Origin of the sequence: Paenibacillus sp. OAE614 (genome assembly GCF_040546645.1) — a bacterium.
GTDB lineage: Bacteria > Bacillota > Bacilli > Paenibacillales > Paenibacillaceae > Paenibacillus_AQ > Paenibacillus_AQ favisporus.
The window spans coordinates 3843067-3856841 of record NZ_JBEPOD010000001.1; the positions used below are offsets into that span (position 1 = coordinate 3843067).

Sequence of the window (13775 nt, forward strand, 5' to 3'; positions counted from 1 at the left end):
ATCGCTGTGTGTGGATAAGCTTGCGGATCTTTTTTGTGCGATCGGAATGATAAGTTTTTTATTTCAGCCCCGCAATTTCACATACCCCCGGTTCATTCTTCATACCTTGAATTGTGCCATCCTGTTATTCAGGTCCTTTCTTTCGTCTCTTCCGGATTTGACACAAAGGGGGTGATCCATATTCCTCTAATCGTTAGAGCAACTTTCAATGCTACGGGAGCGATCACGTTTACCGGGAATACCCTCGGGCTCAGCCGATCGGACACGACAGGTGTTCCGGGAACGCTCGACAGTATTGGCGCGTTTGCGACGACCAACACCAGCTCGGTTTTTGGAAGCTATCCGGCAGGAACGACGAACACTTTTCAGAGCAACAGCTCTTCGGCTGCATTATCCCTTCCCACTGGAAGTACGGTTTTATATGCCGAACTGATCTGGGGCGGATCTTACATTATTTCAGGCAGCGTTAATCTCAGCAGCTCAATTAACAATCCCGTTACGTTTATTACGCCGGCAGGCACGAGCAGCGTTACTCCCGATCCGGCAACCGCCAATTCCATAGATTTCGGAAACGGAATGACAGCGTACGTCCGGTCCGCGAATGTTACATCGCTGGTTCAGCAAGGAAGTGCAGGTACTTATACAACCGGCGGCGTTGTGGGAACCATCGTCATCGCTAACGATCCTACAGGAAATCACGCCGGATGGACGCTGGGCGTCATATACCAGAATCCCTCCCTTCCCTTCCGGAACATGTCGATCCGTGCGGGCGCCGTCCTAGTTCAGGCTAACTCCGACCCGGTTACGACGACCCTGACGGGGTTTGCTACCCCGGTTTCGGGCGCGCTGGGGGGCAGAGCGCTGTTCAGTGCCCAGGAAGGCGATGCCAACCGGACCGGAGATCAGGCGTTGTTCGGCCCGACATCTAACACGGCTTCCGCCTTGTCGGGCCCAAACAACTTTGCCAACAACTTTTTCGCATCCCAGATTAACAACGATGCCGGCCAATTGAATACGACCGGGACGTTCGGGACCCGCAATCAGACCAACGGAGCGCCCGGAAGCAACATCATTGGGGGCCGTCAGGGCTGGGATATCACGAATGTCGACGTCTCCTCCCGACTTGTCAACAACCAATCTTCAGCGGTACTGATCCTTACAACCTCGGGGGATGCCTATGCGGTAAACGCGAATGCGATTCAAGTGGACATCAACGCGCCGGCTATCACCGTAGCCATGAGCTCCAGCACAACGACTGCCGTTGTCGGCGATGTCATCACGTATACGGTGACGGTAAGCAATACAGGTACTGCCAATGCCAACAGCGTTGTCCTCTCGGATGCACTGCCTGCGGGACTGAGCTTCGTCAGCGGCAGTGTAACGGTTGGGGGTATCCCCCGCCCGACATACGATATTGTTGCTGGAGCACCGCTAGGAGCGTTAAACTTTGGCACTTCAGCAACGGTCACTTATCGAGCAACGGTAACGGCACAACCATCCTCCAACCAGCTAGTCAACACAGCGAATGCATCCTTTTCCTTCCAAAGCGTTGCCGGCGGGTCGACAATTACCGGCGTAATTCCATCGAATGCGGTCACGGTTACCGTCGTATCGCCGGCCTTTTCGCTGACCAAAAGCTCCAACCGGACCAATGCGACGGTAGGCTCCAGCGTTACATACACCATTTTGGTGGCCAATTCCGGAAATATCGCCGCAAATGTCACGTTAACCGACAACATCCCGACAGGCAGTTCTTTCGTTACCGGCACGTTCACGGTTAACGGAACGGTCATTGCAGGGGCGAATCCGGCGGCAGGCGTTGCGATTGGCAGTATTGGTGCAGGATCATCTGCGACGGTAACGTTTCGGGTACAGGTGAACTCTCTGCCCTCTCCACCGCAGTTTGTCGACCAGGCCGTTGCTGCATATACGTTCACGCCTTCAGCGGGAAGAACGATATCGGGTTCTTTATCGTCGAACACGCTCACTCTCCCGGTAACCCTGCCGAATATTACGGTTACGAAGAGCGCTAATTTCTCGGATATTGCTGTAGGAGAGACGTTGACCTATACGTCTGCAGTAGCCAATAACGGTACAGAAGCCGTGACGAATGCCGTATTCACCGATGCCATCCCTTCCGGTGCCGCCTTCGTACCCGGCAGTGTAACCGTCGGCGGCACAGCGGTGACATCAGCTAATCCCGCCAGCGGCGTATCCCTGGGAACTCTGGCAGCAGGAAGCTCCGTTACGGTAACTTTTCAGGTGGCCGTTCAATCTGTTCCTGCATCCGGGTCCTTATCGAACCAATCGACCGTGTCCTACAGCTCGGGTGCCTTTCAAGGGACTTCGGTGTCGAACACGATAGCGACCCCCGTCTATCAGCCGGTCATCACGATTGCCAAGAGCGCCTCGACCTCGAACGCCACGGTCGGCGACACCATTACGTACACGCTTTTGGTCCGGAACAGCGGGAACCGGGCAGCCCAGGTTACACTGACCGATAACATTCCTTCAGGAACAAGCTTCGTAGCGAACTCGGTTACGGTTGGAGGAACAGTTGTGCCAGGAGCCACTCCAACCGGAGGCATAAACGCAGGGACTGTTACAGCCGGGGGCTCCGTTACCGTCACTTTCCAGGTCGTGCTGAACTCGGTCCCTTCTCCGCCGTCGCTGGTCAATACGGCAGCAGCCAGTTTTAACTACCAGCTGCCAAGCGGGCGCAGCCTGTCGGGATCGGCAACCTCCAACACGCTGACGATACCAGCCTCGGCGCCAAACGTGACGGTGGTCAAAAGCGCCAACACGTCGGCAGCGACCGTATCGGACGTTATAACCTACACCATTACAGCGACCAATAACGGGATCGGGCCTGTGAGCAATGTCATCGTATCGGACCCGATCCCAGAGGGGACATCGTTGATCAGCGGGAGCGTGACGGTAGGCGGAACCCCGGTTCCCGGCGGAAATCCCGCGAGCGGCGTGTCCGTCGGATCTTTGGGTGCAGGGGCCGCTGCCGTCGTAACGTTCCAAGTCCGCGTCAATTCCCTGACAGGCACAGGGCAGCTGAGTAACCGGGCCAGCGTCGCTTTTACGTCCGGCACCTTTGGCGGTACCTCCCTGTCCAACACGCTGGTGATCCCCGTCTTCTTGGCGGTCATCAACATCGTAAAATCGGCCAGTACGCTAAACGCCACGGTCGGTGACACGTTTTCCTACCAGTTTCAAGTAAGTAATACCGGCAACACGGCTGCTGCCGTCACGCTGACCGATAACATTCCGCCTGGCTCCTTATTTATTGAAAACAGCGTGCTCATTAACGGCAATCCCGTTCCAGGCGTTAGTCCCGTGACCGGAATTCCTCTGGGTTCTCTCGTGGCAAGCACTGCGGTAACGGTCAGCTTTGTTGTTACGATTACTTCCCTGCCCACTTCGAGACAGCTTACGGATCAGGCGGCGGCATCCTATACCTATACATTACCGGGCAGCAGGCAAGTTACGGGATCTGCAGCGTCCAATACGGTAACGATTCCTGTAGCGCTTCCGAACGTTAGCATTGTCAAAACAGCCTCGAGGCCGAATGTTGTCGTTGGAGATGTCCTGACTTTTTCAAGCACGGTCACGAATAACGGGACGTCCAATGTCAACAACGTCAACCTGATCGACAATGTCCCTTCAAACGCTTCGTTTATTCCTCAAAGCGTAATTGTTAACGGTACCTCGCGCCCGTCAGCAGTTCCGTCCGAGGGCATTTCAATCGGTACCCTGGCCCCTGGTGCTGCGGCTACCGTAACTTTTGAGGTGAGGATAACCATGCCGATTCCATCGCAAATCAACAACCAGTCAACCGTAAGCTTTACATCTGGCACGTTCTCAGGAACCGCGTCTTCGAACATGACGACGACGCCTGTCATACAACCGCAAATCGCTGTGACCAAAAGTGCCAATACGAGCAATGCCACCGTCGGTGATTCCGTTACTTACACGGTAACGGTCAGTAATAGCGGCAATCTCGGAGCAGCCGTTACGCTGACGGATACGATTCCGGCTTCGACTACGTTTACTCCCAACAGCGTCATCGTCAACGGCTTTCCAATACCGGGCGCATCCCCGGCAGCCGGCATCGATCTAGGGACTCTCGCGCCCGGAGCAAGCACAGTTGTGACTTTTGTGGTGGTGATCAACTCGCTGCCGAGCCCGCAATTCATCACGAACCAGGCGACGGCCAATTTTACGTATACGCCGCCTGACGGCCGGACGCTGACTGGCTCCGCATTATCCAACACCGTTACGATTCCCGTATCCTCCCCGAACGTGAGCGTGGTCAAAACGACGACCACGACTTCGACGACCGTTGGGGATACCATCGTCTATTCTGTAGCAGTCACCAACCAAGGGATCGAGACGGTCAACAACGTCCAGTTTACCGACAGTGTTCCGGCGGGCACATCATTCGTGACCGGCAGTGTGACGATTAACGGCGCGTCTGCCCCAACAGCGAATCCGTCCGCAGGCATCTCGCTCGGACCGATAGATCCCGGCGCCTCCGTCACAGTAAATTTCAGCATCACCGTAAATTCCGTTCCCGTCAGCGGGATCATAAGCAATCAGGCAACTGTAACGTTTACGTCCGGGACCTTCTCGGGACTTGCCAACTCGAACAGCGTGACCACTCCGGTATTCAACGCCGTGCCAACTGTAGCCAAGACGGCAAGTACCGCAAATGCCACTGTAGGCGATACCGTCTCGTATACGTTCTCGATCGGAAACACGGGAAATTATCCCGCTCAAATCACATTAACGGACAACATCCCGTCAGGGACTATATTTGTTGCGAACAGCGTTCTGGTTAACGGGGCACCAGTTGCTGGGGCAAGTCCTGACACCGGCATACCTGTCGGCGTCGTCAATCCGGGACAGACGGCGACAGCCGTGTTTTCGGTGAATATTACTTCACTGCCTTCCCCGCAGCAGCTCGTAAACCAGGGCGCCGTTTCAGGAAACTTTATTCTCTCGGATGGCAGATCCATTACCCGGACAGCCGTATCCAATATATTGACTATCCCAGTATCCGCTCCCAACGTTACGGTCGTTAAAAGCACGCCGTCAACCGCGCTGACAGTCGGCGATACGGCGACTTACACAACGACAATCACGAACAACGGTATTGAAACGGTCAGCAGCGTCCTGTTCACCGATCCGATCCCGCCTGGCGCCGCCTTAGTGCCCGGTTCCGTCACGGTCGACGGTGCCCCCCGGCCTGCAGCCAATCCGGCCACAGGCATCATCATCGGCACGATTGCCCCGGGGGCCACGGTTACCGTGTCTTTTAATATCACGGTGACCTCGCTGCCAACGCCTGCGCAGCTTGCAAACACGTCTTCGGTCAGCTTTACGTCGGGTACCTTTTCTGGGGTCACCTTCTCCAATACCGTTACTACCCCGGTATTTGAGCCGATCTTCACCGCGCAAAAAAACGCCAACACGACCAACGCAACCGTCGGCGATACGGTCGTATTTACCGTTAGCATGAACAATGCAGGCAATTTCGGCGCGGCTGTCACCTTAACGGACACACTTCCTGCCGGAACGACTTTTGTGCCAAACAGCGTAATTCTTAACGGCCAGCCGGTGCCGGGAGCCGATCCGGCCGCGGGAATTCCCCTTGGTGTTATCGTGACAGGAGCGGTCGTTACGTTCTCGGCAGTCATTGATGCGGTACCGCCAACCCAGCAGCTGACCAACCAAGCGACCGCAGCCTTTACCTTCACACTCCCGGACTCCCGGGTCATCAATGGCTCCTTTGCCTCCAATACGCTGTCGATTCCGGTGTCTGCGCCAAACGTCGCCGTCGTCAAAGCTTCCGGTGCTGCTGAAGCTTCGGTGGGCACGGTGGTTCCTTATACCATCACTGTAACCAACAATGGAATTGAAAATGTCACCAATGCGGTCTTCTCGGATATGATCGCCGCAGGGAGCCAGTTTGTAACGGGCAGCGTAACGGTTAACGGAACTGCCCAGCCCTCGGCCAATCCGGCGGCTGGCATTCAGCTGGGTACGATCGCCCCTGGTGCAGTAGTAACCGTGACGTTTAACGTAACCGTCCTGTCCATCCCTGACGACGGCAACCTGTCCAACCAATCGTCCGTAACATTCAACTCTGGCGCATTCACCGGCACCGCGTTCTCCAACGTTACGTCCGTCCCTGTCTATCAGGCAATTATCAGTGCCAACAAAACGGCCAATACGACGAACGCCACGGTTGGAGATACGATCGTCTACACGGTAACGCTGACGAATACAGGCAACATTGCGGCGACAGGAACATTAACCGACCCTGTTCCTAACGGAGCTGTCTTTGTCCCTAACAGTATTCAGGTAAACGGCGTGCCGCTGCCAGGTGCGGACCCGTCAACCGGATTCTCCGTCGGCACAATCAATCCTGGCCAGACCGTCCAAGTGACCGTTACCATGGAAGTGACGGTGGATACCCTGCCAAACCCGCAGCAGCTCGTGAACCAGGCAACCGTAAACTTCTCCTTTACGCGTCCGGACGGGGTGGTCGTTACCGGAACTTCCCTATCCAACGTGCTGACGATTCCGGTCTCGTCGCCTGACGTTTCCGTCGTCAAAAGCACACCGTCCGTTGACGCGGTCGTCGGAGACATCATTACGTACTCTATTGCCGTCACAAATAACGGAATCGAAGCCGTCAACAGCGTTGTGCTTGTTGACCCGGTACCGACAGGTTCGGCGTTTGTACCAGGCAGTGTTACGGTCGCCGGAACGCCTAGACCGACCGCCAATCCGAATACAGGCATTACAGTCGGCATCATCGGGGCTGGAGACACCGTGATCGTGACGTTCCAGGTACAGGTGACGACCCTATGAAGTCCGGGCTGACATCTGATTTTATTTTAAAAAATCAAACCATGGTCCGCTTTAGCGTTGGTGGAGCCGAGTCGGTAGCCTACTCCAATACCGTCGATACGCCATGGATCGGCCCACTGCTGAAGTTCAGCAACTTTGTCCAAAATAGCGTCGTTTCGCTGAATCAAATGGTGACCTACAGCTTTTCAATACGCAATGATGGCAATCGCGAAGCCGGCTTGATATTGTACGATCCGCTGCCAGCCGGTTTGTCGTTTATTCCGAATAGTGTCTTGAAGAACGGCGCCCCCGTCCCGGGGGCTCAACCCGGTTCAGGTATCGATCTCGGCATCCTGGTGCCTGATGCTTCGGTGTATGTTGTGTTTCAGGCGATCGTGGTGGCGATCCCCCCATCGCTGCAAATCACCAATGAAGGACGTGCTGAGTACTCGTTCCAATCCCTCGGGGGAAGAACGGTACGCGGCTCCATCGCCTCCAACCCGGTGACGCTGTCCGTGCTACCTTCTTCCGTATCGCTAATCGCCGACATCAGCACCTTCCAAACGTTTATCGGGGATATACTGTTCTACGAACTTCTGGTGACGAATCAAGGGAGTGTACCGCTATCCCAAGCGGTGATCTTTATTACGCTCCCACCGGGATTAACATTTGTACAGGGCAGTGTCGTCATCAATGGCGTCCTGTACCCGGACGTGCAGCCCGAAAATGGAATTCCGATCGGGACAATCGCTCCCGGCGCTTCCATCCGCATCAGGGTCAGCTTAAGAGTCGGGAAGGTGGACACCGATTCCGTGGTCATCCAAAGCTGCTTGAAGTATTACATTGATGGGATTGAGTATAAGGCCATGGCCAATGAGCTTCAAGTGAACGTGATCGACCCTGAAGTCAGTCTCAGCAAGAAGTCAAACAGAAACCGGGCAACCATCGGCTGTATGATCGGTTACGAATGTACGGTGCAAAATACGAGCAGCCAAGCGGTAGATGCAACGCTGCAGGATGCGTTTCCCCAGGGATTATCCCTCGTTCCGGGCAGTGTCCGGCTAAATGGTCAAAACTTGGAAGGATCACCATTGATGGATGGGCTTTTCCTAGGGACCCTTTCTCCGGGGCAGCAAGTAAGCATCACTTATGAAGCAAGCGTTGACCCGTTTATACCGTCTGCAGCCCCGCTGCGCGTACCAAACGAAGCAACCGTATCTTACGCCTTCCACCTGCCCGACGGCCGGATCGTCCGCCAGCGCACCTCACCCGAAACGGCCATGGTTGAGCTGCTTGCCCCCAGCCTGACCGCAACGGCTCATGCCGCCCATTACGTACTTGAGCCAGGGGATGAACTGCTGATTACCGTCAAACTTTTTAACAGTGGAAGCTTAGGAGCGTCCGTGGTTCTCATCGGCTGGATGCAGGATCCCATTCTATTACAGGCAGGCACCGTGATCGTAAACGGCAAAGCGGTTAATCCTCCCCAGGATGTCCTGTTGGGCTCCATGGACCCTGGCGGTTCACTGACGTTCAGGTATACAGCCAAGGTTCCCGATCCGGTGGACGGACAGCTTGAGGAAATAAACAGCTATTTTCTGTTCCGGACCCTGGCGGAAGTCGACGGATGCGTCTATGAACGGGAATGGGTATCCGAAACGATCAGCATTGCCGTCAACACAGAAGATGAATAAAAGCAAAAAACAGCGAATGCCGATCCTATCGATCGCATTCGCTGTTTTGTCATCCGTTCATTTTTCGAGGAGTGGTTCATACATTGCCAAGTGGCTGATTATCCCCGGAACTGCTTCAAAAATTGCACCGCTTTGGAAATGTCCGCCTCCGGATCCTCCCCGACCTCGCGCTCAATGGTCAAGTATCCTTGATAGCCGATATCTTTCAGCGCCTGCAAATAGCTCTGCCAGTTCACGCTGCCTTCGCCAAGCGGCACTTCGCGGAAATACTGCCCTTCCCCGGGAACAAAAGTATTGTTCTCGTTGGCCGGCGGCTCGAAGCCAAGTGTTTCATAGATGTAATAGGCAGGTACTTCTTTCAGACGGATACCGTCTTTGGCGTGGGTATGTACGATGTAATCCTTCAGGTTGTGCACCCCTTCAGCCGGATCATCGCCGGTAACCATGACCATGTTTGCCGGGTCGAAGTTGACGGATACGCCCTTCGAGCCAAGCCCGTCGAGGAAATCCTTCAGTCGTGCGGAAGGCTCAGGGCCCGTTTCGATCGCAAAGAAAGCGTTCATGCTGGTGGCATAAGAAGCCAGTTCCTCGCATGCATCGTGCATCGTTTGGTAGATTTCGCTGTTCTTGTCCTCCGGTACAAGTCCGATATGCGTCGTTACTACGCTGGTTCCGAGCTCTACCGCCAGATCGAGAATCCGCTTGGACTTCTCGATTTTCTCCGCGTTGACCGTCTTATCCTGGAAACCGTAACCGCCGAGGTCGCCCACCAGCGCCGAAATTTCCAGTCCCAGGGACTCGATATAGCTCTTCAGTTCCTTGCGCTGCGCCGCAGACAGGTTAGCCGGGTCCATTTCACCGCTCACGGCATAGATCTGAACGCCGTCCGCTCCTACCTTCTTCGCCTTGGCCAGTCCTTCCCGGACCCCGACCCGGAAGCTGTCGACAATAACGCCGATTTTATTGTTCATTCCAGTCACCTCTCCCTTGTTTATGCTGAATCTTTTAAAAGATTGGCTGCTTTGATTCCCGGCCTATACCTCGTTCCAGAAGCGTTTGACGTTCTCCAGGCCGATTTTTGTCCCCTGACAGCTGTCTTCCATTCCTTCAAACTCGATCGAGAAATACCCGTCAAATCCGGATTCCTTGATGATCCGAATCGATTCGCGCAGGTTGATGTCTCCGTGCCCCGCAATGGCGCCTCTCAGGAAATTCCCGCTGGCCGTGCGGAACCATCCGTCACCCGGATTAAGGGCGGCAGGCCGCAAATAAAAGTCCTTGATGTGCACCATGGAAGCATAAGGAATGTTGTTCTTGACGGCGGCCACCGGATCTTCGTCCGCGCACATAAAATTGCCCACGTCCAGCGTCGTCCGGAAGTTCGGCCGGTCTACGGCTTGAACCAGCGTCTGCACACGGTCGCTTGCCTGAATATAATAGCCGTGGTTTTCCACACTTGTCGTAATGCCATACTGCGCCGCATAATCAGCGATTTCGCGGCATGCCTCCGCCAGACGTCCAACCTCCTGGTTGAACTGTTTGATGGATGTGTCTTGGCGGCTGGCTACGTCATGGCGCATCAGCTTCACGCCAAGGCGTGCGGCGATGTCCACTTCTCCTTTGACGCGCTCGATTTCCTTACGGTAAGCCTCCTCGGTGTCCACAGCGAAGTTAGCGCCGATCGCATAGTTGGATACGTCGATTCCGACTTCCTTCGCCTTGGCCACGATCTGATCCACCAGCTCCGGGTTCCCGGTCAAGGTGTATCCGATCGGAACGATTTCCACGTGTTCTCCGCCCATCTCGGCGATTTTCTCGATCGCGCCCAGAACCGTGATTTCACCCGATTGAATCGGACGGTACAGGCTGTATGTGCTTACTCCGATTTTCATAGCTGAATTTCGACTCCCTTCTCAGAGGATTCGTAAATGCCGTTCAGAATCTTCATCATTTCCACGCCGTCGTCGACCGTGGCGATCGGCTCCGTGCCGTTTTTAATATTTTCGATAAAATGATTGATTTCGTTCTGGAACGCGGCGGCAAAGTTAAAGCCTTTATGGTCCACCTGCGGCTCGATGTTCAGGATCGTATCGTTTTTCTCCGTGACGATGACCAGAGCCGGATCGATTTCGAAGCCGCCGTTTGTACCAAACAGCTTGATCGCCGCTTCATCCTGCTTCGCATGCAGGGAAAAGCTTACGTCCACGAGCAGCGACGCGCCGTTCTCAAAACGGATCAAGGCGTTCGCCATATCTTCTACGGTGTTTTTGCTGGCGTCGTAGTCGGCCGCTTTGTAAAAAGAATAGTTCTTCACATGGCTGCGGTTGCCCAGCTTGTGGTATACGTTGCCGGACACCGATTTCACTTTCGGCTTGCCCATCATATACCAGCACAGGTCAATCGCATGCACGCCGATGTCGATCAGCGGCCCGCCGCCGGAACGCTCCTTGTCGGCGAACCAGCCGCCCGGATTGCCCACACGGCGTAGGAGCGAGGCTTTGGCGTAGTACAGCTCACCGATTTCGCCGCTCTCCATAAAGCTCTGCAGCACTGCGACGTTCGGGTCAAAGCGGCGCACATAGCCCACTTGGAACACCTTTCCGCCGGCATGCGCGGCTTCCTGGATCTGAAGCGCTTCCTCAACCGTTCTGCACAGCGGCTTTTCCACCAGGACATGCTTGCCCGCTTTGGCGGCCGCAATGCTGATTTCGGCATGCTGGTTGTTCCATGTACAGATGCTCACGGCATCGACTTCAGGGTCAGCCAGCAGTTCATGATAGTCGGTATATGTTTTCTGAGCTCCGTATTTCTGGGCAGCGGCCTTGGCTCTTTCCCCGTTCAAATCGCAGATCGCCACGATCTCTGCCTCCGGGTTGTTTTGATACGAGTTCAAATGGGACTCCGAAATGGACCCTGCTCCGATTACAGCTACTCTTACTTTATCCATGCGTTTTCAACTCTCCTTTTGGTTCTCGCATTTGGCTTCCAAATGTAGATTGAACCCGTGAAGCCCTTCCTGCGCGTGAATGTCACCCATAAAAAGGCAAGCACGATCAGGCCATTAAGGTGTAAAAAGATTAGTTCAACCTATATATATTGAATTATAATAAGAACAGGCGGAACTGCCATGAAGAGCTATGCTAATAATTTATCTTATTGTGCGATTTTGAGGTGACTTGGATGGATAGACCCCTTGCTCTGCTGGAGCCGATGGATATGCCCGACCGTTTTTTTCCGATGAAGATCCATTATTGTACCGCCAAGGAATACGGGAAAACGCTGTTTACCCACCATTGGCACAATCATATGGAGTTTCTGTATTTTACCAAAGGCTCCGCGCTCATCGAGCTGAACTCGGTTCCTTATGAAGTTCAAGCGGGTGAGATGGTGGTCGTGAACAGCAACGACCTGCATTACGGGGTATGCCTGTCCGATGATTTGGTCTATTATGCGATGATCGTCGATATCAAGCTGCTGCAGAGCCAGACACCGGACGCTGTCGAAACGAAGTTTATTACGCCGATAACGCAGAACCAGATTATGTTCGCAAGCAAAATTTCCGGTGATCCGGAAATCACCGAGTGCGCCACATCCCTGATCCGGGAAATGGACGAACGGGAACTCGGCTATGAGCTGTCGATCAAATCCTATCTATACCGTCTGCTCGCCATACTGCTGCGCCGCTACGGCAAAGATACGCTTTCTCCGGAAGAGAGCCTGTACAGGCTGAAAAATTTGGAGCGGTTTACCCCTATTTTTCAATATATTGAGGAGCATTACCAAGAAGAACTGTCCGTCGATCTGCTGGCCGGGCTGGCCGGCCTCAGCCGTTTTCATTTCAGCCGCCTGTTCAAGGAGCTTACGGCGCGGACGGTAACCGAATACGTCAATACGCTTAGGATCAACAAATCCGAATACCTGCTGCGCAACTCCAGAATGAACATTTCGGAGATTGCCTTGTCTTCCGGCTTCAAGGACATCTATTATTTCAGCCGGGCCTTCAAAAAATACAAGCATGTATCCCCCTCGGAGCTCCGGAAGAGCTTCAGCGTATAGAAAGCACTGGTTTCTTGATGGTTCCTCTGATCGGATTGAACAGGTAATAGTACGTCAAATCTGGGAATGATGACCGAAAAAATATCGACAAATAGGGCCGGCTAAGTGATAATAGACATGTTAAGCAGAATATATAAACATAAAGCGTTCTGCCAAATGCAGGAGGAGGAAATCACAGTTGGATCCACATTCACCAGACCCGTATCAACATTTTCAGCCGCAGCCGCCAATGACGCCGCCCAAGACGAACGGCAAAGCCATTGCCTCAATGGTGCTCGGCATCCTAAGCGTAATGATTTTGTACATAGGATTTATCCTGGGGATTCTGGCGATCATCTTTGCCGCCCTTTCTTTTAAGGAACTCAAACGGGGGTATGAACAAGGAAAAGGCATGGCGATTGCCGGGCTCGTGTGCGGTATTATCGGCGTGCTCCTATGGGGCCTGATTCTGCTCTTCGTCGTGCTCGCGGTCGCGTTCTTCGGATCGGATATCGACTCGTCCACTTTATATGACGTGATGTCCACCGTACCAAGAGTAAAAACGGCATAACTCCCGTCCAAACGGGTACACAAAAAGGAATGAGGCATCCCGTAGCCCATTCCTTTTTCTGTTTTAAAAATTTAGTGCGTTTTCTGCGCAGTTGGGCGTTCCACGGACCGAGCGCTGCGTTGCTCGGCCAGCTGATTTATGTCAATCCCTTCGTCTCCGCGACCGCATTGGCGGACATGATCTTTAATTTGCGGATCATGTCATCGGTCTCCTCGGAGGTCAGGCCGCTCGAAATGATATCCGTCCACGCCTTCAGCTTCGACCTGATAAACTTCCGCTTCTCCAGCCCTTTCTCCGTCAGGGTCACCAAATATGCCCGGCTGTCCTGAGGATCCCGTATCCGCTTAACATAACCGAGCGCCTCCAGCCTGCTGATGGCCCGTGCTGTCGCCGCTTTGTTGATAAACAGGTTGGCCGACAGCTTCTCCTGCGATACCCCGTCCTCGATATACAAGTTGACCAGGAAAATGTACTCCGACGAATTAATGTCATGCTCCTTCAATTCCCGATTCAAATAGATTTGAAACTGGCGGTGCAGCACCGATATCCACCTGGAAACACTGCCTGTCTGCTCCAATACTCTTCACCTCGAAATAATTGTTTACTAA

The 13775-nt window shown here is 54.0% G+C and carries 8 protein-coding genes; 4 read left to right on the forward strand and 4 right to left on the reverse strand.

Translation table 11 applies throughout. The features are described from left to right. Positions 1–171 precede the first annotated feature (171 nt). Both ABIE48_RS17655 and ABIE48_RS17660 read left to right on the forward strand, forming a co-directional pair. Positions 172–6888: a DUF7507 domain-containing protein gene (locus ABIE48_RS17655; RefSeq protein ID WP_192715392.1), complete on the forward strand. Its 6717-nt coding sequence runs from the start codon at positions 172–174 to the stop codon at positions 6886–6888. Next, a complete protein-coding gene (locus tag ABIE48_RS17660) occupies positions 6885–8561 on the forward strand; it encodes a COG1361 family protein (protein WP_192715393.1) in 1677 nt (558 codons plus the stop codon). The genes ABIE48_RS17655 and ABIE48_RS17660 overlap by 4 nt, the downstream gene beginning before the upstream one ends. A 98-nt stretch (positions 8562–8659) precedes the next feature. Here the strand turns inward: ABIE48_RS17660 and ABIE48_RS17665 are convergent, their stop codons facing one another. The 3 genes from ABIE48_RS17665 to ABIE48_RS17675 all read right to left on the reverse strand — a co-directional run bounded on the left by ABIE48_RS17665 (position 8660) and on the right by ABIE48_RS17675 (position 11508). Continuing rightward, a complete protein-coding gene (locus ABIE48_RS17665) occupies positions 8660–9532 on the reverse strand; it encodes a sugar phosphate isomerase/epimerase family protein (protein ID WP_089547762.1) in 873 nt (290 codons plus the stop codon). Between the two features lie 63 nt (positions 9533–9595). Beyond that, positions 9596–10453 (reverse strand): sugar phosphate isomerase/epimerase family protein, encoded by an 858-nt coding sequence (locus ABIE48_RS17670; protein WP_145024509.1) that lies wholly within the window; start codon positions 10451–10453, stop codon positions 9596–9598. Further along, positions 10450–11508 carry a Gfo/Idh/MocA family protein gene (locus ABIE48_RS17675; protein ID WP_076171700.1) on the reverse strand — a complete coding sequence of 353 codons (1059 nt, stop codon included), beginning with the start codon at positions 11506–11508 and terminating at the stop codon, positions 10450–10452. Before ABIE48_RS17675 ends, ABIE48_RS17670 begins: the two co-directional genes overlap by 4 nt. Before the next feature lie 233 nt (positions 11509–11741). Between ABIE48_RS17675 and ABIE48_RS17680 the strand changes: the two genes are divergently transcribed. Next, on the forward strand, positions 11742–12617 hold the full coding sequence (locus tag ABIE48_RS17680; protein WP_076171697.1) for an AraC family transcriptional regulator: 876 nt from the start codon (positions 11742–11744) through the stop codon (positions 12615–12617). A 229-nt stretch (positions 12618–12846) separates the two neighbouring features. After that, positions 12847–13167 carry a DUF4190 domain-containing protein gene (locus tag ABIE48_RS17685; RefSeq protein ID WP_076171824.1) on the forward strand — a complete coding sequence of 107 codons (321 nt, stop codon included), beginning with the start codon at positions 12847–12849 and terminating at the stop codon, positions 13165–13167. 136 nt (positions 13168–13303) lie between these two features. Here the strand turns inward: ABIE48_RS17685 and ABIE48_RS17690 are convergent, their stop codons facing one another. Next, on the reverse strand, positions 13304–13744 hold the full coding sequence (locus ABIE48_RS17690) for a MarR family winged helix-turn-helix transcriptional regulator (protein ID WP_105442369.1): 441 nt from the start codon (positions 13742–13744) through the stop codon (positions 13304–13306). Positions 13745–13775: the final 31 nt, after the last annotated feature.